Annotated in this window: 22 protein-coding genes; 13 read left to right on the top strand and 9 right to left on the bottom strand. The window is 60.7% G+C overall.

All coding sequences use genetic code 11. The features are described 5' to 3' along the window. Positions 1 to 14: 14 nt before the first annotated feature. A complete protein-coding gene (locus JBE38_RS17075; RefSeq protein ID WP_205344718.1) occupies positions 15 to 911 on the bottom strand; it encodes a LysR family transcriptional regulator ArgP in 897 nt (298 codons plus the stop codon). Positions 912 to 1,027: 116 nt separating this feature from the next. Here JBE38_RS17075 and JBE38_RS17070 point away from each other — a divergent pair, with 116 nt between their 5' ends. The 7 genes from JBE38_RS17070 (at position 1,028) to JBE38_RS17040 (ending at position 8,454) form a co-directional block, all read left to right on the top strand. Further along, positions 1,028 to 1,429, top strand: a complete 402-nt coding sequence (locus JBE38_RS17070) for an ACT domain-containing protein (RefSeq protein WP_090368929.1) — start codon at positions 1,028 to 1,030, stop codon at positions 1,427 to 1,429. 5 nt (positions 1,430 to 1,434) lie between these two features. Next, the gene (locus JBE38_RS17065; RefSeq protein ID WP_060754138.1) at positions 1,435 to 2,034 is read left to right on the top strand and encodes a LysE/ArgO family amino acid transporter; all 600 of its coding nucleotides are present in this window, start codon (positions 1,435 to 1,437) and stop codon (positions 2,032 to 2,034) included. Between the two features lie 178 nt (positions 2,035 to 2,212). Beyond that, the gene (locus JBE38_RS17060) at positions 2,213 to 2,809 is read left to right on the top strand and encodes a superoxide dismutase (protein ID WP_003212997.1); all 597 of its coding nucleotides are present in this window, start codon (positions 2,213 to 2,215) and stop codon (positions 2,807 to 2,809) included. A 128-nt stretch (positions 2,810 to 2,937) separates the two neighbouring features. Beyond that, positions 2,938 to 3,141, top strand: a complete 204-nt coding sequence (locus JBE38_RS17055) for a hypothetical protein (RefSeq protein WP_198760669.1) — start codon at positions 2,938 to 2,940, stop codon at positions 3,139 to 3,141. 159 nt (positions 3,142 to 3,300) lie between these two features. Then, positions 3,301 to 5,352 (top strand): putative bifunctional diguanylate cyclase/phosphodiesterase, encoded by a 2,052-nt coding sequence (locus tag JBE38_RS17050; protein WP_205344717.1) that lies wholly within the window; start codon positions 3,301 to 3,303, stop codon positions 5,350 to 5,352. Positions 5,353 to 5,478: 126 nt separating this feature from the next. Beyond that, positions 5,479 to 6,816, top strand: coding sequence for an imelysin family protein (locus JBE38_RS17045; protein WP_060754141.1), 1,338 nt, complete (start codon positions 5,479 to 5,481; stop codon positions 6,814 to 6,816). Between the two features lie 183 nt (positions 6,817 to 6,999). Further along, on the top strand, positions 7,000 to 8,454 hold the full coding sequence (locus JBE38_RS17040) for a TrkH family potassium uptake protein (RefSeq protein ID WP_060754142.1): 1,455 nt from the start codon (positions 7,000 to 7,002) through the stop codon (positions 8,452 to 8,454). Here the strand turns inward: JBE38_RS17040 and JBE38_RS17035 are convergent. Next, entirely contained in the window at positions 8,411 to 9,469 is a 1,059-nt protein-coding gene (locus JBE38_RS17035; protein WP_205344716.1) for an AraC family transcriptional regulator, read from the bottom strand. The two genes, JBE38_RS17040 and JBE38_RS17035, sit on opposite strands and share 44 nt — an antisense overlap. A 161-nt stretch (positions 9,470 to 9,630) precedes the next feature. On the opposite strand from JBE38_RS17035, the gene JBE38_RS17030 reads away from it, so the two are divergent. The 3 genes from JBE38_RS17030 (at position 9,631) to JBE38_RS17020 (ending at position 11,775) form a co-directional block, all read left to right on the top strand. Further along, the gene (locus JBE38_RS17030; protein WP_060754144.1) at positions 9,631 to 9,942 is read left to right on the top strand and encodes a DUF962 domain-containing protein; all 312 of its coding nucleotides are present in this window, start codon (positions 9,631 to 9,633) and stop codon (positions 9,940 to 9,942) included. Between the two features lie 349 nt (positions 9,943 to 10,291). Then, entirely contained in the window at positions 10,292 to 10,474 is a 183-nt protein-coding gene (locus JBE38_RS17025; RefSeq protein WP_090368921.1) for a hypothetical protein, read from the top strand. 104 nt (positions 10,475 to 10,578) lie between these two features. After that, on the top strand, positions 10,579 to 11,775 hold the full coding sequence (locus tag JBE38_RS17020; protein ID WP_060754146.1) for an MFS transporter: 1,197 nt from the start codon (positions 10,579 to 10,581) through the stop codon (positions 11,773 to 11,775). On the opposite strand, the gene arfB is transcribed toward JBE38_RS17020, so the two are convergent. Further along, positions 11,772 to 12,185: an alternative ribosome rescue aminoacyl-tRNA hydrolase ArfB gene (gene arfB / locus JBE38_RS17015; protein WP_205344715.1), complete on the bottom strand. Its 414-nt coding sequence runs from the start codon at positions 12,183 to 12,185 to the stop codon at positions 11,772 to 11,774. The genes JBE38_RS17020 and arfB overlap by 4 nt on opposite strands. Positions 12,186 to 12,451: 266 nt before the next feature. Here arfB and JBE38_RS17010 point away from each other — a divergent pair, with 266 nt between their 5' ends. Further along, positions 12,452 to 12,991, top strand: coding sequence for a GNAT family N-acetyltransferase (locus JBE38_RS17010; protein ID WP_205344714.1), 540 nt, complete (start codon positions 12,452 to 12,454; stop codon positions 12,989 to 12,991). 74 nt (positions 12,992 to 13,065) lie between these two features. Here the strand turns inward: JBE38_RS17010 and JBE38_RS17005 are convergent, their stop codons facing one another. After that, positions 13,066 to 14,493, bottom strand: coding sequence for an amino acid permease (locus tag JBE38_RS17005; protein ID WP_060754149.1), 1,428 nt, complete (start codon positions 14,491 to 14,493; stop codon positions 13,066 to 13,068). A 647-nt stretch (positions 14,494 to 15,140) separates the two neighbouring features. Here JBE38_RS17005 and JBE38_RS17000 point away from each other — a divergent pair. Further along, entirely contained in the window at positions 15,141 to 15,278 is a 138-nt protein-coding gene (locus tag JBE38_RS17000; RefSeq protein WP_003175756.1) for a hypothetical protein, read from the top strand. A 74-nt stretch (positions 15,279 to 15,352) separates the two neighbouring features. After that, positions 15,353 to 16,312, top strand: coding sequence for a hypothetical protein (locus tag JBE38_RS16995; RefSeq protein WP_060754150.1), 960 nt, complete (start codon positions 15,353 to 15,355; stop codon positions 16,310 to 16,312). Between the two features lie 554 nt (positions 16,313 to 16,866). Here the strand turns inward: JBE38_RS16995 and rluB are convergent. The 5 genes from rluB to JBE38_RS16970 form a co-directional block, all read right to left on the bottom strand. Further along, positions 16,867 to 18,078 (bottom strand): 23S rRNA pseudouridine(2605) synthase RluB, encoded by a 1,212-nt coding sequence (gene rluB, locus JBE38_RS16990; protein ID WP_060754151.1) that lies wholly within the window; start codon positions 18,076 to 18,078, stop codon positions 16,867 to 16,869. Between the two features lie 276 nt (positions 18,079 to 18,354). Beyond that, positions 18,355 to 19,263, bottom strand: a complete 909-nt coding sequence (gene scpB, locus JBE38_RS16985) for an SMC-Scp complex subunit ScpB (RefSeq protein WP_060754152.1) — start codon at positions 19,261 to 19,263, stop codon at positions 18,355 to 18,357. Positions 19,264 to 19,275: 12 nt separating this feature from the next. Then, positions 19,276 to 19,974, bottom strand: coding sequence for a segregation and condensation protein A (locus tag JBE38_RS16980; protein ID WP_174554055.1), 699 nt, complete (start codon positions 19,972 to 19,974; stop codon positions 19,276 to 19,278). A gap of 120 nt (positions 19,975 to 20,094) precedes the next feature. After that, complete coding sequence (locus JBE38_RS16975) at positions 20,095 to 20,724, bottom strand: L-threonylcarbamoyladenylate synthase (RefSeq protein WP_060754154.1); 630 nt, start codon at positions 20,722 to 20,724, stop codon at positions 20,095 to 20,097. Between the two features lie 13 nt (positions 20,725 to 20,737). Then, positions 20,738 to 21,601, bottom strand: coding sequence for a PHP domain-containing protein (locus tag JBE38_RS16970; RefSeq protein ID WP_060754155.1), 864 nt, complete (start codon positions 21,599 to 21,601; stop codon positions 20,738 to 20,740). Positions 21,602 to 21,635 lie beyond the last annotated feature (34 nt).

The raw sequence follows: 21,635 nt of genomic DNA, 5'->3' as shown, positions 1-21,635 counted from the left end.
CAGCTTGACGCTTGTTACTGCTGATAGGGCACCAACCATTGGCCACAGGCCTGGGCCAGATGGTCGGTCAACAGCCCCAACAACTGCCCGCCACTGCGCCAATGATGCCAGTACAGCGGCACATCGATGGGCTTATCTGGCAACAACTCGACCAGTACGCCTTTCTCCAATTGATCACGCACCTGCAATTCGGGCACCAGGCCCCAGCCCAGGCCGGCCTCTGTCAGGCGAATAAAACCTTCGGACGAGGGGCACAAATGGTGCTCAAAACCACCGTCCACGCCGAGGGATGCCAGGTAACGGTGTTGCAGGAAATCATCCGGGCCGAACACCAAAGCCGGCGTACGCACCAGTTGTTCGGCCCGCACGCCCTCGGGAAAGTGCCTGGCAATAAAGGCCGGGCTGGCCAGCGCGCGATAACGCATGGCGCCGAGCAACAGGCTGCGCGCTCCCGCCACAGGGCGTTCGCTGGCGCAGATACAGGCCGCCACTTCGCCGGCCCGCATGCGCTTGAGGCCCACGGTCTGGTCCTCCACCACCAAGTCCAGCAACAAATGCTGCTCGGCGCAGAAATCGCTGACCGCCTGCGCCCACCATGTGGCGAGGCTGTCGGCATTCAGGGCGATGCGCAGCCGCTCAGGCATGCCTTCCTCGTCCAGTGCGGGCACCTGGCTTTGCAGGTCACGCTCCAGCAACCGCACTTGTTGGACGTGGTTGAGCAGCCGCCGGCCGATATCCGTAGGCGTCGGCGGCGTAGCCCGCACCAGTACCGGTTGGCCGATGCGCGCCTCAAGCAACTTGATGCGCTGGGAAATCGCCGACTGCGACAACCCCAACACCTGCGCACCGCGCTCAAAGCCCGCCTGTTCCACCACCGCCGCCAGGGCGGAGAGCAATTTATAGTCGAACATCAGTTTCTCTAATGAGCGATCAGCAATATTGGTTTTTCTTATACAGCCTACCCGATGAAAATGACCAGCATTGCTTCGTCGTATTTCACCTCTTCACGTTCGAAAGGAACCTTCACATGGCTGGCGAAACCGCCCTGGCAACCTTGCTGCGCAGCATGAGCCCGCAGTTGCATGAGGGTGACTACGTGTTCTGCACCCTGCCCGACCGACGTATTCCCGAAGGCTGCGAGATCATCGGCAGCTTTCGCGAGCAGGAAGGCCTGACCCTGATCCTCGAGCGCCAACAAGCGCAACAAGCCGGCTTGGCTTTCGAGTATGTCGCGGCCTGGATCACCTTGAACGTGCATTCGGCCCTGGAAGCCGTGGGCCTGACCGCCGCTTTCGCCAGTGCGCTGGGCAAGGCCGGCATCAGTTGCAACGTGATCGCCGGCTACTACCACGACCACCTGTTTGTCGGCCGCGCCGACGCCGAGCGCGCGCTGGGGGTTTTACGGCAATTGGCAGCGGACGCGGAGTGAACCTTATGTGGCAAAGTTATGTGAACGGACTGCTGGTGGCGCTTGGCCTGATCATGGCGATCGGCACGCAGAACGCCTTTGTATTGGCGCAAAGCCTGCGCCGTGAGCATCACCTGCCGGTGGCGGCCCTGTGCATCGTGTGCGATGCCATCCTGGTGGCCGCCGGGGTGTTCGGCCTGGCCACGGTGCTGGCCCAGAACCCGCTGCTGCTGGCGATTGCCCGCTGGGGCGGCGCGGCGTTCCTGTTGTGGTATGGCACCTCGGCGTTACGTCGGGCGTTTTCAAAGCAAAGCCTGGAACACGGCGACGCCTTCAAGGCGCGCTCACTGCGCGCTGTATTGCTCAGTGCCTTGGCGGTAACGCTGCTCAACCCCCATGTGTACCTGGACACCGTGCTGTTGATAGGCTCCCTGGGCGCTCAGCAAACCGAACCGGGCGCCTATGTGGCCGGTGCGGCCAGCGCCTCGTTCCTGTGGTTCGCCAGCCTGGCGCTGGGCGCGGCGTGGCTGGCGCCCTGGTTGGCACGCCCGGCAACCTGGCGCCTGCTGGATCTTTTGGTCGCGGTGATGATGTTCAGCGTGGCCTATCAATTGATCAGCGCCTGACGAATATTCCAAAACGCTCTGGAACCTCTATCCCACACAGTTGTTGCGTGGTTTTGCCACACCCCCGGTGCTATGATCCGGACCCTGCGCCGCAAAGAGTTCAAACTCCCCGGCGCTTGTTTGGCCGCCCGTGATCGGCCTTGCGCTCACCGCAACTGACCTGATTAGGAGAATCATCATGGCTTTCGAATTGCCGCCGCTGCCGTACGCACACGATGCCCTGCAGCCGCACATTTCCAAGGAAACCTTGGAATACCACCACGACAAGCACCACAACACCTATGTCGTGAACCTGAACAACCTGGTGCCTGGCACCGAGTTCGAAGGCAAGACCCTGGAAGAGATCGTCAAATCCTCTTCGGGCGGCATCTTCAACAACGCCGCTCAGGTCTGGAACCACACCTTCTACTGGAACTGCCTGGCGCCAAACGCCGGCGGCCAACCGACCGGCGCCCTGGCTGAAGCCATCAACGCTGCGTTCGGTTCGTTCGACAAGTTCAAGGAAGAGTTCACCAAGACTTCCGTCGGCACCTTCGGTTCCGGTTGGGGCTGGCTGGTGAAAAAGGCTGACGGTTCCCTGGCCCTGGCCAGCACCATCGGCGCCGGCAACCCGCTGACCAGCGGCGACACCCCGCTGCTGACCTGCGACGTGTGGGAACACGCTTACTACATCGACTACCGCAACGTGCGTCCAAAGTATGTGGAAGCGTTCTGGAACCTGGTCAACTGGAAGTTCGTGGCTGAGCAGTTCGAAGGCAAGACCTTCACTGCCTAAGCAACACTTGCAGTAGAAAAAGCCCGGCGAATGCCGGGCTTTTTCATGGGCGACGGAACTGAGCGAACCGGCAACGCCACCCAGGCATGCAGAGGAATTCGCCTCTCATACCTGTCGGAGAATTAACTATGTCTATTGGAGCACTCGCCGCGCTGCCCCTCATCGGCGACGTCGCCAAAGCCGCTGGAGATATCACCAGCGCCGTCACCCCGCTTGTCCAACCCTTCGCCGATGTACTGGCCAAGGCGCTGGGCAACGCGCTGGAGCCTCAAAACAAAACCCTGGATTTTTCGAGCCTTCAAGAAACGACAAAGCGCACGTTGACCTTCTGATACCGACTGCGACCCTTGCAGGCGGATGCAAATCCGCCCTGCATCACCTGATGACCGACTTCAAACCTGCTTTGCCCCAATGTTCCTTTGACTGCCACCCCGAGATTGCCAATACTCATGGCATATTGAGGCTACCCGCATGGAACAAGGAATGACCCTTTGAAGCTGGAACTCAAAAACAGCTTGTCGGTGAAGTTGCTACGGGTTGTGCTGTTGTCGGCATTGATCGTGGGCGTGGCGTTGAGCGTGGCGCAGATCGTTTTCGATGCCTACAAGACACACCAGGCCGTGGCGGGCGATGCCCAACGCATTCTCGACATGTTTCGCGACCCCTCGACCCAGGCCGTCTACAGCCTGGATCGCGAGATGGGTATGCAGGTCATCGAGGGTCTGTTTCAGGACGACGCCGTGCGCATGGCCTCCATTGGCCATCCCAACGAAACCATGCTCGCGGAAAAAAGCCGTGCCTTGCAGCAATCGCCCACCCGCTGGCTGACCGACCTGATTCTGGGCCAGGAACGCACCTTCACCACCGCATTGGTCGGCAAAGGCCCCTACAGCGAATATTACGGCGACCTGAGCATCACCCTGGACACGGCCACCTACGGCAAAGGCTTTATTGTCAGCTCGGTGATCATCTTTGTGTCCGGCGTCCTGCGCGCCTTGGCCATGGGCCTGGTGCTGTACCTGGTGTATCACTGGCTGCTGACCAAACCGCTGTCGCGGATTATCGAACATCTGACATCAATCAACCCGGACCGGCCCAGCGAACACAAAATCCCCCAACTCAAGGGCCATGAACGCAATGAGCTGGGGTTGTGGATCAACACGGCCAACCAGCTGCTCGAATCCATCGAGCGCAATACCCACCTGCGCCATGAGGCCGAATCCAGCCTGTTGCGCATGGCCCAGTACGACTTTCTCACCGGCCTGCCGAATCGGCAGAAGCTGCAGGAGCAGTTGGACAAGATCCTGATCGACGCCGGCCGCCGACAACGCCGTGTGGCAGTGCTGTGCGTCGGGCTGGACGACTTCAAGAGCGTCAACGAACAGTTTACCTACCAGGCCGGCGACAAATTGCTGCTGGCACTGGCCGACCGTCTGCGTGCCCACAGCGGCCGCCTCGGCGCCCTGGCCCGCCTGGGGGGCGACCAGTTCGCGCTGGTTCAGGCCGATATCGAGCAGCCTTACGAGGCCGCCGAGCTGGCACAAAGCATCCTGGATGACCTGGAGGAGGCATTCGCCCTCGACCAGGATCAGATCCGCCTGCGCGCTACCATCGGCATCACGCTGTTTCCGGAAGACGGCGACAGCACTGAGAAGCTGCTGCAAAAAGCCGAACAAACGATGACCCTGGCCAAGAGCCGCTCGCGCAACCGCTATCAGTTCTACATCGCCAGCGTCGACAGCGAGATGCGCCGCCGCCGCGAACTGGAAAAAGACCTGCGCGATGCCCTGAGCCGGGACCAATTCCACTTGGTGTACCAACCCCAGATCAGTTACCGCGACCACCGCGTGGTCGGCGTCGAAGCGCTGATCCGCTGGCAGCATCCGGAACACGGCCTGGTACCACCCGACCTGTTTATCCCCTTGGCGGAACAGAACGGTACGATTATTCCGATTGGCGAGTGGGTACTCGACCAGGCATGCCGACAGTTGCGCGAATGGCACGACCTGGGTTTCACCGAGCTGCGCATGGCGGTCAACCTGTCCACCGTGCAGTTGCACCACACCGAATTGCCGCGGGTGGTCAACAACCTGATGCAGATCTACCGCTTGCCGCCCCGTAGCCTGGAGCTGGAAGTCACCGAGACCGGCCTGATGGAAGACATCAGCACCGCCGCCCAGCACTTATTGAGCCTGCGACGCTCCGGCGCGCTGATCGCCATCGATGACTTCGGTACCGGCTATTCGTCGCTGAGCTACCTGAAAAGCCTGCCCTTGGACAAAATGAAGATCGACAAGAGCTTCGTCCAGGACCTGCTCGATGATGACGACGATGCCACCATCGTGCGCGCCATCATCCAGTTGGGCAAAAGCCTGGGCATGCAGGTAATTGCCGAGGGCGTTGAAACTGCCGAGCAAGAGGCCTACATCATCGCCGAGGGCTGCCATGAGGGACAGGGTTACTACTACAGCAAACCCCTGCAGGCCCGTGAGTTGGCGGTGTACTTGAAACAATCCGAGCGCAATAACGCGGCGATTCTTTGACCGTGCAAAGCAATACCAAATATTTCCCGCGTATAACGCTTTACACAAAATGCAAATCTTTCGCATTATGTCGCAGTTTTGCGCGCCCTCGCGTGCCCCAACCCCAACCGAAGCAGGATGTTCGCCATGATTCGTATGCCCCTGGCCACCGCCAGTCTGCTGGCCCTTGCCATTTCTCTCGCCGGTTGCGGCGAAGGTAAAGACAAGGCGGCCGCGCCTCAAGCACCCGCAGCCGCCAGCAGCACCGCACCTGCGGCGGCCCCGGCTGGCCAGGTCGACGAGGCAGCCGCCAAGGCCGTGGTCGCGCATTACGCCGACATGGTGTTCGCGGTGTACAGCGACGCCGAATCCACCGCGAAAACCCTGCAGACCGCAATCGACACCTTCCTCGCCAACCCGAACGACGAAACCCTGAAAGCCGCCCGCGCCGCTTGGGTTGCCGCCCGTGTGCCGTACCTGCAGAGCGAAGTGTTCCGTTTCGGCAACACCATCATCGACGACTGGGAAGGCCAAGTGAACGCCTGGCCTCTCGATGAAGGACTGATCGACTACGTCGACAAATCCTACGAGCACGCCCTGGGCAACCCGGGCGCCAACGCCAACATCATCGCCAACACCCAGATCCAGGTGGGCGAAGACAAGGTCGACGTGAAGGACATCACCCCGGAAAAACTCGCCAGCCTCAATGAACTGGGGGGGTCCGAAGCCAACGTCGCCACCGGCTACCACGCGATCGAATTCCTGCTCTGGGGCCAGGACCTCAACGGCACCGGCCCAGGCGCGGGCAACCGCCCGGCGTCGGACTACATGACCGGCGACGGCGCCACCGGCGGCCACAACGAGCGTCGTCGCACCTACCTGCGCGCCGTGACCCAATTGCTGGTCAGCGACCTGGAAGAAATGGTCGGCAACTGGAAGCCCAACGTCGAAGACAACTACCGCGCCACCCTGGAGTCGGAACCTGCCACCGACGGCCTGCGTAAAATGTTGTTCGGCATGGGCAGCCTGTCCTTGGGTGAGCTGGCCGGTGAGCGCATGAAAGTCTCCCTGGAAGCCAACTCGCCGGAAGACGAGCAGGATTGCTTCAGCGACAACACCCACAACTCGCACTTCTACGACGCCAAAGGCATCCGCAACGTCTACCTGGGCGAGTACACCCGCACCGACGGCACCCAAATGACCGGCGCCAGCCTGTCGTCGCTGGTGGCCAAGGTTGACCCGGCGGCCGACGCTGCGCTGAAGGCTGACCTGGCTGCCACTGAAGCGAAGATCCAAGTCATGGTCGATCACGCCAACAACGGTGAGCACTACGACCAACTGATCGCCGCCGGCAATGACAAAGGCAACCAGATCGTGCGTGACGCGATTGCCGCGCTGGTCAAGCAGACCGGCGCGATCGAAACCGCCGCCGGCAAGCTGGGCATCAGCGACCTGAACCCGGATAACGCGGATCACGAGTTCTGATCCGAGCCGCATTGAACAAGGCGACCTTCGGGTCGCCTTTTTCATACGCCCTATCTACCACCACAAATCCCTTGTGGGAGGGGGCTTGCTCCCACATTTTGACCCGGGTCGCCCTGGCCCCCTCGGTTTACAAGACTCGCACCATGGGTAGAATGGCGCCACTCCCACATCCGAGCTTTCTTCATGGCGTTGCCGACCCTACGCATCATCGGTTTCATCATCGGCATCTTCCTGATCACCCTTGCGATCGCCATGGTCGTCCCGATGGCGACCCTGGTGATCTTCGAACGCACCAGCGACCTGCCCTCGTTCCTGTGGGCCAGCCTGATCACATTTCTCGCGGGCCTGGCCCTGGTCATCCCTGGCCGCCCCGAACACGTCCACCTGCGCCCTCGGGACATGTACCTGCTGACGGTCAGCAGCTGGCTGGTGGTGTGCATCTTCGCCGCGTTGCCGTTTCTGCTGACCCAGCACATCAGTTACACCGACTCGTTTTTTGAAAGCATGTCCGGCATCACCGCCACCGGTTCCACCGTGCTGAGCGGCCTGGACAGCATGTCCCCAGGCATATTGATGTGGCGCTCGCTGCTGCACTGGCTGGGCGGCATCGGCTTTATCGGCATGGCGGTGGCGATTCTGCCGCTGCTGCGCATTGGTGGCATGCGCCTGTTCCAGACCGAATCCTCTGACCGCTCGGAGAAGGTCATGCCGCGCTCGCACATGGTGGCGCGGCTCATCGTGGCCACTTACGTCGGGATCACCATCCTCGGCAGCCTGGCGTTCTGGTGGGCGGGAATGGGCTTGTTCGACGCGATCAACCATGCGATGTCGGCGATTTCGACCGGTGGGTTCTCCACCTCCGACGAATCCCTGGCGCACTGGAAACAACCGGCGGTGCACTGGGTTGCCGTGGCGGTAATGATCCTCGGCAGCTTGCCGTTCACCCTGTACGTGGCCACCTTGCGTGGCAACCGGCGAGCGCTGATCAAGGACCAGCAGGTGCAGGGCTTGCTGGCGTTGCTGGTCGTGACATGGCTGGTGCTGGGTACCTGGTATTGGTGGACCACCGATTTACATTGGTTGGATGCACTGCGCCATGTGGCGGTGAACGTCACCTCGGTGGTCACCACCACCGGCTTTGCGTTGGGGGACTACAGCATCTGGGGCAACTTCTCACTGATGTTGTTCTTCTACCTGGGTTTTATCGGCGGCTGCTCGGGCTCCACGGCCGGCGGGATCAAGATCTTCCGTTTCCAGGTCGCCTACATCCTGCTCAAGGCCAACTTGAACCAACTGATTCACCCGCGGGCGGTGATCAAGCAGAAGTACAACGGCCATCGCCTCGACGAAGAAATCGTGCGTTCGATTCTGACGTTCTCGTTTTTCTTCGCCATTACCATCTGTGCCATCGCCCTGGCCCTGTCGCTGCTGGGCCTGGACTGGATGACCGCATTGACCGGCGCGGCGAGCACGGTATCGGGCGTCGGCCCGGGCCTGGGTGAAACCATCGGCCCGGCCGGCAACTTCGCCAGCTTGCCCGATGCGGCCAAGTGGATCCTGTCGTTCGGCATGCTGCTGGGACGGCTGGAGATTATTACGGTGTTTGTATTGTGTATCCCGGCGTTCTGGCGTCACTGACCTGTGACGTCTGCAGCAGACGCGTACGGTATTCGCCGGGCGTGGCGTCGAACCAGCGCCGGAATGCGCGAAAGAAATTGCTCGGGTCGGCAAACCCCAGCAGGTAGGCAATTTCCAACAGGGTCATGCTGGGCTGCGCCAGGTATTGCTCGGCCAGTTCACGACGGGTGTCGTCGAGCAACGTCTGGAAACTGGTGCCCTCCTCCTGCAGACGGCGCTGCAAGGTGCGTTGCGAGAGGTGCAGGGTCTGGGCCACCGCTTCACGCTTGGGCTCGCCCTGGGGCAACAGGCGGCACAGCACCTGGCGGGCATTATGGGTCACGCGGCTCTCGGAAAAGCGCGCCAGGTACTCACCGGCAAACCGATCGTGCAGCAGCGCCATCGCCTCGTTGGCCGTAGGCAACGGTGCATCCATATCGGCACGCTCGAAAATCAGCGCGTCGTAGGGCGCATTGAACTCCAAGGGCGCATGAAACGCTTGCTTGTAGGGCGCCAGGTCCACTGGCTGGTCGCCTTGCAACATGACTTTGCGCGGTTGCAGGGTGCGGCCGCTCAGCCAGCCGCACAGCGCCAACGCACAGGCCAGCGAAGCTTCGGCGCTCTGCCGGGTGGGCGGCAGATGATCACCGTGCACGGTCAGAATCAGTGCATAACCTTCGGACAACAGCCGAAAGCTCAGGTCGGCGCTTTCGGCGATGATGCGCTGGTAACGCACCAGGCGCATGAAGCCTTCAGCCAGCGTGTTGCTGGACATCAGCGCATAACCGGCCACATGAAACGACGCCGGGCGCACCACCTTGCCCATATTCAGGCCGATGGCCGGGTTGCCCGACAACTCCACGGCCCGCTGCCAGAGGCGGGTCATGGAGTCTTGCGTAAAGCGTGCATCAGGGTCACTGAGAGCGCTGTAATCCAGGCCCAACTGCTTGAATAACGCACGGCAATCCAGGCCGTCCATTTCCAACGCCTTGACTATACCCATCGCCCAGCTTGCAGAAGTGGTTCGTTCACTCATGGCGTCGTCTTCTAGAAAGCAGGCTTATCCGGCAACCAGCAAGCCAAGGATACTAAAGTGGCATCTATTGTCACTGGCTGTTACCACTGATCACTCTAGACTCAAATAAGCTACCCACCGAACATCTGCCGAGCGGCATCACCGTCAAAGGCCCGACCAGCATGGAAAACGTCAAGCAATTCAACAGTTTTGCCGAGTTCTACCCTTACTACCTGCGCGAGCACGGCAACAGCACCTGCCGTCGCCTGCATTTTATCGGCACCACCCTGGTGATCGGGATTCTGGCCTATGCCATCGGCCGCGGTTCGCTGGGCCTGCTGCTGGCCTTGCCCGTCGCCGGCTACAGCTTTGCGTGGATCGGCCACTTCTTCTTCGAAAAGAACCGCCCGGCAACCTTTCAACACCCGTTTTACAGCCTGTTGGGCGACTTCGTCATGTACCGCGACATGATTCTGGGCAAGGTGCCGTTCTGACCACGCGACCGTCTGGACGATGAAAGTTCATGCATCCAACGACATTAAAATCTTTTTGTCATTTTCAGTGCTGTATCCTGCCAAGGCTTTTTGAGAGCGCGCAATTACCTGCGATTGAAAACAGACCTTGCGAGGAGCGACCCACATGCACGAGATCCCTAATCTCCCCTTCCCAAGCCTGCACCCGACTGAGCAGCCAACACCGCAGCAGGCCAGCAACAAACAGCCTGAGACCCAACAAGCAAAACCAGCCGACAGCAAACGCCAAGGCTGAAGCCGTACCAGACCGTATGGAAAGCGCAACGTTGAAGCGCTTTCCACACGGCCTGCATCACCCGAGATACCCGCTATGACCGATACCCTCCCTGCTTCCCCCGACGCCGCCGTACTCGACGCTGCCTTGCAGATGGTCGAAGTCTGGAACCGCCTCAGCCCCGAAAAACAAGCCGTGCTGCTCAAGCGTTTCGGCACCCAGGAAAACGCCTTGGCGGCCCTGGTCACCACGCAGTTACTGGCGCCCGCTAAATCCTGATGGGGGCTTGATCCAGCCTTTTTGAGATTAGCCGCCCTGCCCGCCCCCAGCGACAGGTATCATTAGCAGCCTATCTTTACCTGCTGCGACAGTGGATCCCTCTCATGCCAGATACCCAGCGCCCCATGGCGGTCACGCTGCAAGTCGTTTCCATCGTGCTGTTCACCTTTATCGGTTACCTGAATATCGGCATCCCCCTGGCCGTGTTGCCGGGCTATGTGCATAGTCAGTTGGGCTATGGCGCGGTCATCGCTGGTTTGGTGATCAGCGTGCAATACCTAGCCACCCTGTTGAGCCGCCCGTACGCCGGCAAGATCATCGACAACCTGGGCAGCAAGCGCGCCGTGCTGATCGGCCTGGTCGGCTGCGGGCTGAGCGGCGTGTTCATGTTGCTGGCCGCCTGGTTCTCCAGCCTGCCGGCCGTGAGCCTGGGCAGCCTGCTGATCGGCCGACTGGTGCTGGGCAGCGCGGAAAGCCTGGTCGGGTCGGGTGCGATCGGCTGGGGCATCGGCCGGGTCGGCGCCGCAAATACGGCCAAGGTCATTTCATGGAACGGCATCGCCAGTTACGGCGCGCTGGCCGTCGGCGCGCCGCTGGGGGTGTTGCTGGTCAGCCAGTTCGGGCTGTGGAGCATGGGTGTCAGCATCGTGTTGCTGGCGGTGCTGGGCGTGCTGCTGGCCTGGAACAAGGAAGCCGCACCGATCGTGGCCGGTGTGCGCCTGCCGTTCATGAATGTGCTGGGCCGCGTACTACCTCACGGCTGCGCATTAGCGTTGGGCTCGATCGGCTTTGGCACCATCGCCACCTTCATCACCCTGTATTACACCACGCAGCACTGGGATAACGCGGTGTGGGCCTTGAGCCTGTTCGGCGCCAGCTTTATCGGAGCTCGCCTGCTGTTCGGTAACCTGATCAACCGTATCGGCGGTTTTCGCGTGGCGATTGCCTGCCTGTCGGTGGAAGTCCTCGGCCTGCTGTTACTGTGGCTCGCACCGAATGCCCACCTGGCCCTGGCGGGGGCGGCGTTGAGCGGCTTCGGCTTTTCCCTGGTGTTTCCGGCGTTGGGTGTGGAGGCCGTCAACTTGGTGCCCGCGTCCAGCCGCGGCGCGGCGGTGGGGGCGTATTCGCTGTTTATCGACTTGTCGCTGGGCATCACCGGCCCGCTCGCCGGGGCGGTGGCATCAGGCTTCGGCTTTGCGTCGATCTTCCTGTTCGCCGCCCTCGCAGCCGCAGGTGGCTTGCTGCTGAGTGTGTACCTGTACCGCCAGGCGCCCAAGGCCCGCGAGACACGGGACGCCTAGAAGTCGACCTTGCCGCGCCCGGCCTTGATACTGCCGCGCTTGGTCTTGGATTCCAGCCTGCGCTTCTTGGAGCCCAGCGTAGGCTTGGTCGGACGGCGCTTCTTCTCGACCTTGGTGGCGCTGAGAATCAGCTCCACCAGACGCTCCAGCGCATCCGCGCGGTTCTGTTCCTGAGTCCGGTATTGCTGGGCCTTGAGCACCAGTACACCTTCGCTGGTGATGCGGCTGTCACGCAGCGCCAGCAAGCGCTCCTTGTAAAACTCCGGCAAGGACGAGGCCGGAATATCAAAGCGCAGGTGCACCGCGCTCGACACCTTGTTGACGTTCTGCCCGCCGGCGCCTTGGGCGCGAATGGCAGTCAGCTCGATCTCGGAGTCGGGCAGGTGGACGGTGTTGGAAACCTTCAGCATTGCATTCTCATGATTGCGAAAACTCTCGATCGCCATAAACCCTGTTTGATCATTTGGGCTCAGGCGTTCTTTGATTGTCTCAGTATTTCACTCCACAACGTGGTTTTTCAGGCAAAACGGGAAAGCCGCCCGAACAATTGGCCTGGCGCTTAAACTCTGTTTTGATGTCGACAGCGCCAAATACAGGCGGGCCGTTGGCATCCAAGGAAAACTGGGACGCAAGGAGCATCAATGTGGCGCTCCGTGCGAATCAATCAGGGAGACGCATGATCAACATTCGTGAAGCAACTAAAGCCGACCTCGACGCGCTACGGGAAGTCGGCTGTGCGACCTACCGAGAGCATTTTTCAAGCATCTGGTCGCCTGCCGGCATGCAGGATTTTCTCAATCAAGACTTCTCACCGAGCGCACTCGGCCAATCACTCGAATCCGGCGCGAGTCATTTGTGGCTTATTGCCTCAGACGACAGCGGTAAGGTCGTAGGCTTTTCCAAAGTCAACTGGTCAACACCTGCGCCGTTGACTGGCGAGGTGGGCGCAGAACTGCAAAAAATCTACTTCCTCCAATCCGAAGCAGGACGAGGGTATGGGAAACAGCTGCTGAGCTTTATTTGCAACCGAGCGATAGAGCGCGGCGCACGCTTGCTCTGGCTCGACGTACTCAAGACCAACTCGAATGCGCGCCGCTTCTATGAAGGTTCCGGTTTCCAGGAAATCGGTGAAATCCCTTTCAAAACCGATCTGGCTGAAATCGGCATGGTTGTCATGGGCCGTCGCCTGACAAGCCCCACGGTCAGCCTGGGCTAACGCGCTGATTGTCAGTCACCCCCTTAAACAACAAACCCGGCACATGGCCGGGTTTGCTTGATCACACCTTGCGCTTACTTCGCCACGGACACCGATACTGTCGCGTCCAGCGCCTGCTGTGCACTGCGTTTGTGCTTGATGGCGTAGCACGCCGCCATGAACGCCACCCATACCGGGATCGCATACACCGACACCTGGATGCCGGGAGTCATCAACATGATCACCAGGATAAACGCCACAAACGCCAGGCAGAGGTAGTTGCCGTACGGGTACCACAGCGCCTTGAACAATGGCACCTGGCCGGTGCGGTTCATGTGTTGGCGGAACTTGAAGTGGGAGTAACTGATCATCGCCCAGTTGATCACCAAGGTGGCCACTACCAGGGACATCAGCAGTTCCAGCGCATGTTGCGGGATCAGGTAGTTCATCAGTACCGCCACCAGGGTGATCGCCGCTGAAGCGAGGATCGAACGCACCGGCACGCCGCGCTTGTCGATCTTCGCCAAAGCCCGTGGCGCATCGCCCTGCTCGGCCATGCCTAGCAGCATGCGGCTGTTGCAGTAGGTGCCGCTGTTGTACACCGACAGCGCTGCGGTCAACACCACGAAGTTGAGGATGTGCGCGGCGGTATTGCTGCCCAGCATCGAGAACACTTGCACGAATGGGCTGCCGCTGTAGGCATCGCCGGAGGCATTGAGGGTCGCCAGCAGGCTGTCCCAGGGCGTCAGCGACAACAGCACCACCAAGGCACCGATGTAGAAAATCAGGATGCGGTAGATCACCTGGTTGATCGCCTTGGGGATCACCGTGCGTGGTTTGTCGGCTTCGGCGGCGGTAAAGCCGAGCATTTCCAGGCCGCCGAACGAGAACATGATGATCGCCATGGCCATCACCAGGCCGCTCACGCCGCTGGGGAAAAAGCCACCGTGATCCCACAGGTTGCTGACCGAGGCTTGCGGGCCGCCGTTGCCGCTGACCAGCAGGTAGCTGCCCAGGGCGATCATGCCGACAATGGCCACGACCTTGATGATGGCGAACCAGAACTCCGCTTCACCAAAGACTTTGACGTTCGCCAGGTTGATCAGGTTGATCAGCACAAAAAACACCGCCGCCGAGACCCAGGTCGGGATCTCCGGCCACCAGTAGTGCACGTATTTGCCGACAGCGGTCAGCTCCGACATGCCCACCAGAATGTACAGAATCCAGCAGTTCCAGCCCGACAGGAAGCCGGCGAAACCGCCCCAGTACTTGTGGGCGAAGTGGCTGAAGGAGCCGGCAACCGGCTCTTCGACGATCATTTCGCCGAGCTGGCGCATGATCATGAAGGCGATGAAGCCACAGATGGCATAACCCAGGATCATCGATGGGCCGGCGGACTTGAGCACCCCGGCCGAGCCCAGGAACAGGCCGGTGCCGATGGCGCCCCCGAGGGCGATCAACTGGATATGCCGATTTTTCAGGCCGCGTTTCAGCTCGCCTGAAGAAGAATGGGGTCCACTCATGAAAAGGGTCTCACGCAAGGTTTGATGATGTTGAATGCACGTTGCTGTCTTGAATCTCGACTCAAGCAGCGCCGCTCAAACCCCAGCGCAGGCACCAGGAGTACAGCGTCTTTCTAACGGTCATGCGTCACCTGTTTGTTTTTATCTGTGACGAAATCGAACCCGTCCGGCTCGTGGCCGGGCGGAGTGATCAGGGGTGATAACCCTGAGGTCTTGGCCTTTGGCGTGGGTACGCAAGGGAGTCACAGTAAAACGCGGCGCATTGTACACCGCTCGACAGCTTGAGGCCGACCTCTGCAAGCGACCGCGACAATCTGTCAGAGATTCCTTACGGCCAGCCCATGCCCCCCAATACCCGGCATAACCTGTAAATATGTCGTTACAACCCGTAAAACCAGCGTTACAGGCAGCTCAATCTGTCATCTAACGGAAAATTGTCGGTAGGAAAAACCTGATCAATCGGTTCAGCCAGCCTGCTGTTTTTTCAGAAAAAAAATCAACGCCGAAAAAACAGAACAAAAAATTCAAATGAGACCGTGTCAATAAATTTTTTGCATTCTGAAACGCTCTCGCCTAGGTTCTTGAACTTGCCCAGCGAAGCCCGCTGGCATGCCCGTTCTCAAACAACGTCCTCTAGGAGATACACCATGCAAGCACTGGAAAACGACCTGGAAACCGAACTGCAACTCGACGATTGGTTTGAAGCGCCGACCCATGAGGCCGCCGTTGAAATGATGCAAGCCGATGCCGTGGTGCCGTTCGGCACTGCGATGTGGCCTTTCTAAGAAACGGCAGGCATCCGGCAGGTGCTGTGCACGGCACCTGCCCCCCTTACCCAAGGCATCAAAGGACGTACGTCATGGACAAGGCCCGCGCCGTCGAACACTTTCTCTACTACCTCGCTCATCATCCGGCCCTGAACGGCCTGAACCGCCCGACCGTGCTGCTCGGCCATACCGACCGCTACGACGCCATCGCCCAGGCAATCATCCAAGGCAGCGCCGCGCGCTTCAACTTCCAGGTACAGCGCCTGGACCTGGCGCCCAGCGAAGCCCTGGCCCAAGCCATCGAGGCCTGTGACCTCTACCTGTTTCTCTACGACTCTTCGACTCTGCCTAACCCACGCGCCGAAGGCCCGGACTTTATCCGCGCCCTGCAAGGCGTGATGGCCGAGCACTGGAAGAAATCCCTGTTGTTCAAGGATTATGGCGACTACTTCTACGACACTTTCAGCGTCGAGCCCCAGCGCATCGCCGACCTCAACGCCACGCTGATCCGGCGCATGTCCGATGCCCGCGTGTTGAGCTTTACCGACAAACACGGCTCACGCCTGGAGGCGCCGCTGAGCAGCATCAAGAAGTGGACCAATATCAACGGCGTGGGCAACCACGACCTGGCCCCCGGCGAAATCGCCACCCACAGCGAGGCCATCAATGGCCAGGTGCGCTTTGTCGGCACCTTCCTCAGCACCATCCCCTTTGCGCGCAAATATGGCGTTCTGCAATCGCCGTTGGAGCTATGGATCGAAAACTCGACCGTTTGCAGCGTGGCCAGTGACGTGCCCGGGCTGGCGGATGACTTCAACAAATACCTGAACGCCAACCCGTCCAACCGCCGTGTGGAGGAGCTGGGAATTGGCACCAATGAAGGGGTCAAGGATCTGTATGCGCGCAACGCCGGCTTCGAAGAGCGCCATTGCGGCTTGCACCTGGGCTTGGGCGGCGGGCAGAAAGGCAGCCATCACCTGGATCTGATCTTCGCCAGCGGGGTGCTGGCGCTGGATGACAAGCCGGTGTTTGACGGCGCCTTCGCCTTCTGAACACTGACTTCAACCTCCACAGAGATCAACTGTGGAAGGGGGCTTGCTCCCGATGGCAGTGGGTCAGTTTATGGGGGTGGTGCCTGGCACACCGCTATCGGGAGCAAGCCCCCTCCCACACTTTTTGACCTGATTCCAAGGCAAGAAGGTAGCCATCAGTTGACGGCGCTTTTGCCTTCTGAACACTGACTTCAACCTCCACAGAGATCAACTGTGGGAGGGGGCTTGCTCCCGATGGCAGTGGGTCTGCTTATGAAGATGGTGCCTGGCACACCGCTATCGGGAGCAAGCCCCCTCCCACACTTTTTGACCTGATTCCAAGGCAAAAAGGTAGCCATCACTTGACGGCGCTTTTGCCTTCTGAACACCGACTTCAACCTCCACAGAGATCAACTGTGGGAGGGGGCTTGCTCCCGATGGCAGTGGGTCTGCTTATGAAGATGGTGCCTGGCGCACCGCTATCGGGAGCAAGCCCCCTCCCACACTTTTTGACCTGATTCCAAGGCAAAAAAAACGCCAACCCCTAGGGTTGGCGTTTTTGTGCAGCACTTACCTTACTGCGGCTTCTTGCGACCAAAACCCGGGCGCTGACCCGAACCGGCCGGTGCGCCACGGCGCTTGCCCGACGGCTCGTCGGCAACCAGTTTAGGGCCGGGGCGCTTGTTTGCCGCCGGCTTGGACGGACGCTTGGTGTTGGCGCTGTCAGCGGGGCGATCCGCTTCACCACGGTTGCTGCGACCACCGGCCGGAGCCGGACGCGGCGCGCGTGGTGCACGTTCACCTTCCTGACGCGATGGCGCGGTTGGGCGACGCTCGCCTTCGATGTGCGGCTCACGGGAAATACGACCACCGGTTGCCGGCGCATTGAGTGCCGGGCGCAGGGTCCGGGCCACGCGTTCGGTACGGGCCACAGGGCGCGACGATTTACGCTGCATGCGCTCGAGCTTGTCTTTGCTCTTGGCGTTCATCTGTGGCATCGCCACTGGCGTCAGGCCGACTTCGGCACTGAGGATGTCGACTTCGTACTGGCTCATTTCACGCCAGCGCCCCATCGGCAGGTCGGAGTTCAAGAACACCGGGCCGAAGCGCACGCGCTTCAGGCGACTGACCACCAGGCCCTGGGATTCCCACAGGCGACGCACTTCACGGTTACGACCTTCCATCACCACGCAGTGGTACCAGTGGTTGAAACCTTCGCCACCTGGCGCCTGCTTGATGTCGGTGAACTTGGCCGGACCGTCTTCCAGCACCACGCCCGCCTTGAGACGTTCAATCATCTCGTCATCGACTTCACCGCGTACACGCACCGCGTATTCACGATCCATCTCGTAGGACGGGTGCATCAGGCGGTTGGCCAGCTCACCGTCGGTGGTGAACATCAGCAAACCGGTGGTGTTGATGTCCAGGCGACCGATGTTGATCCAACGGCCTTCCTTCGGCTTGGGCATCTTGTCGAACACAGTCGGACGGCCTTCCGGGTCGTCACGGGTGCAGATCTCGCCATCGGGCTTGTTGTACATGATCACGCGGCGCACCGACTCGGCGGCCTCTTCACGCTTGATGACCTTGCCATCAATGGTGATTGCATCGTGCAGATCCACGCGCTGGCCGAGAGTGGCCTCGACGCCGTTGACCTTGATGCGCTTCTGGGTGATCCAGGCTTCAACGTCGCGGCGCGAGCCCACGCCGATACGCGCCAGCACCTTTTGCAGTTTTTCGCCTGCTGGGCCGATTTCCTGGCTGTCGTTCTGGTCTTTGTCGTTCATCTTAAGCACCTCCCGGTGGGTCGATTCAGGCGCGGCCTGAAGAGTGTTGAAAGCGGGGCTTTGGCCGAATAGGTCGGCAAAGGGTCGCGAATCATACGCGCATGGCGCGTGTTGCGCACCACAGAGTAGTCGATTAGCGCCAAGTCATTCACTTTTCCGCCGACCGGTGAGGATTGTGGGAGGGGGCTTGCTCCCGATTGCGATGTGTCAGTCTCAATCTCCTTGACTGAGCCACCGCTATCGGGAGCAAGCCCCCTCCCACATAAGGTTTTTGAGTCAGTCTTCGAACTGGCGTCGCTCGGCCTCGATGGCTTCGGCCAGGGCTCGGGCTTCGTCCTCTTCGTCGCTCAGCGGCGGTTGTTCGAGGGCAGCGACGGCGGCCAGGAGTTTTTCCCGGGCCTGGGCAACGCCGAGGATGTCTTCCTCAGGCATGGGTTCCGGCTCTGGCTCAACCTGTTCCTGGACGGCATCCTCGCGCAGCAAATCGTCGAAGTCCGTCTTGATGCCCTGTTCCATGTCGTCCAGTTCCAGCAACAACGTATGGAAACTGGTTTCGTCCTTCGGCTCTTCCGGCTCGGCCGTGGCGTCCGCCAACTCCTGCAGGCCGGCGGGAACCGGGGCGTCGTCGAAGTCGAGCACCGGCTCGGCCTCCATCTCGCGCAGTTCGGCCAAGGGCGGCAAGTCGTCGAGATTTTTCAGGTTGAAGTGGTCGAGAAACATCTTGGTGGTCGCGAACATCGCCGGCTTACCGGGTACGTCCCGGTAACCGACGATGCGAATCCACTCGCGCTCAAGCAACGTCTTGACGATATGGCTGTTGACCGCCACGCCCCGCACATCCTCGATCTCGCCCCGCGTGATCGGCTGGCGATAGGCGATCAGTGCCATGGTCTCCAGCATGGCCCGCGAATACCGCTGCGGGCGTTCCTCCCACAAGCGGCCGACCCATGGGGAAAATTTCTCACGGATCTGCAGGCGATAACCCGAAGCCACTTCCAGCAGCTCAAAGGCACGGCCCTCGCAGGACTTGCGCAGAATCTCCAGCGCCTTCTTGAATACGGGCGGCTCGGGGCGCTCGGCTTCTTCAAACAATTCGAACAGACGTTCCAGGGATTGCGGCTTGCCCGAGGCCAGGAGAAAGGCTTCCAGCAGCGGCGCCAGTTCGCGGGGTTCAGTCAGATTCATCGATTCAGCTCTTTATTCGGCTCGCGCCCGCACGTGGATAGCCGCAAAAGGCTCATTCTGGACCAGCTCGACCAACGATTCCTTGACCAGTTCGAGGATCGCCATAAAGGTCACCACGACGCCCAGGCGCCCTTCTTCAGCGGTGAACAGTTCGACAAAGGGCACAAAGCCACCGCCTTTCAGGCGCTCAAGCACATCGCTCATGCGTTCGCGCGTCGACAGCGCCTCGCGACTGACCTGGTGGCTTTCAAACATGTCGCCACGGCGCAGGACCTCGGCCATGGACATCAACAGTTCTTCCAGGCTCACGTCCGGTAACAGCTTGCGCGCCCGGGCCTGGGGGGCATCCAGCTTGGGTACCACCACATCACGACCGACCCGGCTCAAGCCATCAATGCCTTCGGCGGCGGCCTTGAAGCGTTCGTACTCTTGCAGACGGCGGATCAGCTCGGCACGCGGGTCGTCCTCTTCGGCCTCCACCGTCTCCGAGCGCGGCAACAGCATGCGCGACTTGATCTCGGCGAGCATGGCCGCCATCACCAGGTATTCGGCGGCCAGTTCCAGCCGCACCGATTGCATCAGCTCGACATAGCCCATGTATTGGCGGGTGATTTCCGCCACCGGAATATCGAGGATGTTGATGTTCTGCTTGCGGATCAGGTACAGCAGCAAGTCGAGCGGGCCTTCGAAGGCTTCAAGAAAGACTTCCAGGGCGTCCGGCGGGATGTACAGGTCCAGCGGCATTTCCATGACCGCCTGGCCATACACCATGGCGAACGGCAGTTCCTGCTGGGCGCCCGCCTGGGGGTCAACGGTTTCCACGACCGACATTCAGGCCTCGACCATGAACGGCGCCGGGTCGCCACAGCCCACGCGGACCACTTCGGGCTCGCCGTCGGCCAGGTTGATCACGGTGGAGGCCTTGTTGCCGCCGTAGCCGCCGTCGATGATCAGGTCGACATGTTTTTCCAGCAAACGGCGCATCTCGTAGGGGTCATACAAGGGCTCTTCTTCACCCGGCAGGATCAGCGACACACTCATCAATGGCTCGCCCAGCTCAGCCAACAGCGCCAGGGCAATCGGATGCTCCGGCACCCGCAGGCCGATGGTGCGTTTTTTCGGGTGCAGCAACAGGCGCGGCACTTCGCGGGTGGCGTTGAGGATAAAGGTGTAGGGCCCCGGCGTGTGTGCCTTGAGCAGGCGGAAAGTGCCGGTGTCGACCTTGGCGAACAGCCCCAGTTGGGACAGGTCGCTGCAGATCAGTGCAAAGTTGTGGTTCTTGTCCAGATCCCGCAGGCGTCTGACCCGCTCGACCGCACTTTTGTCACCGATCTGGCAACCGATGGCGTAGGACGAGTCCGTGGGGTAGATCACCACACCGCCGGCGCGAATGATCTCCACGGCCTGTTTTATCAGGCGCGCTTGCGGGTTTTCCGGATGAATCTGGAAGAATTGGCTCACGTGTTCTACCTGTTCAGACGGTGGCAGTAATGGGGTCATGCTTGAATCGCCCCCACAGGAGCGGCAGGTCTTCCGGGACTTGGCGATACTCGCCGATCTCGGACCAGCCGCCTGGGCCATGAAAATCACTGCCGGCGCTGACCAGCAGACCAAATTCGCGGGCAAGGATCGCCAGGCTGCCGACTTGTTCGGCGGGCTGATGCCCATTGACCACTTCGATTGCGTGGCCACCCGCTCCAATATAGTCGCCAATCAGCTTGCGGCGCTTGCTGCGGGTGAAATCGTAATGCCAGGGGTGCGCCAGGCTGACCCAGGCACCGGAGGCGCGCAATGTCTCGACGGTGTCTTCCAGGGTCGGCCAATGCAGCTTCACATCGCCCAGCTTGCCGGCGCCCAGCCATTTGCGGAAGGCCTCGGCACGGTCTTTGACAAACCCTTCACGCACCATCCAGTCGGCAAAATGCGGCCGGGCCGGCGCGTTGCCGCTGTCACCCAGCTCCTGCTGGATGGCGCGGGCACCGTCGAGGGCATTGGGCATGCCTTTGAGGCTGAGTTTGCGGCTTATTTCTTCGGACCGCAGCCAGCGGCCGTCGTGCAATTGGGCGATGGCTTTCACCAATGGCGGGGCTGCCTGGTCGAAACCGTAGCCCAGCACATGAATAGTGGCACCGCCCCAGGTGCAGGACAATTCCACACCGTTGACCAGTTGCATGCCCAGGGCATGGGCAGCTGCGCGGGCTTCATCCAGCCCCTCGAGAGTGTCATGGTCGGTCAACGACAAGACTCGCACGCCTTTTTCAAACGCTCGCGCAACCAGTGCCGCGGGCGCCAGGGCGCCGTCGGAGGCTGTGCTGTGGCAGTGCAAATCAACATTCACGGGACTGTGTAACCTCAAGTCAGCTGGCGCTTTC

Origin of the sequence: Pseudomonas sp. ICBG1301, from assembly GCF_016918385.1 — a bacterium.
Taxonomy (GTDB): domain Bacteria; phylum Pseudomonadota; class Gammaproteobacteria; order Pseudomonadales; family Pseudomonadaceae; genus Aquipseudomonas; species Aquipseudomonas palleroniana.
This window is presented reverse-complemented; position numbering and strand designations above follow the sequence as displayed.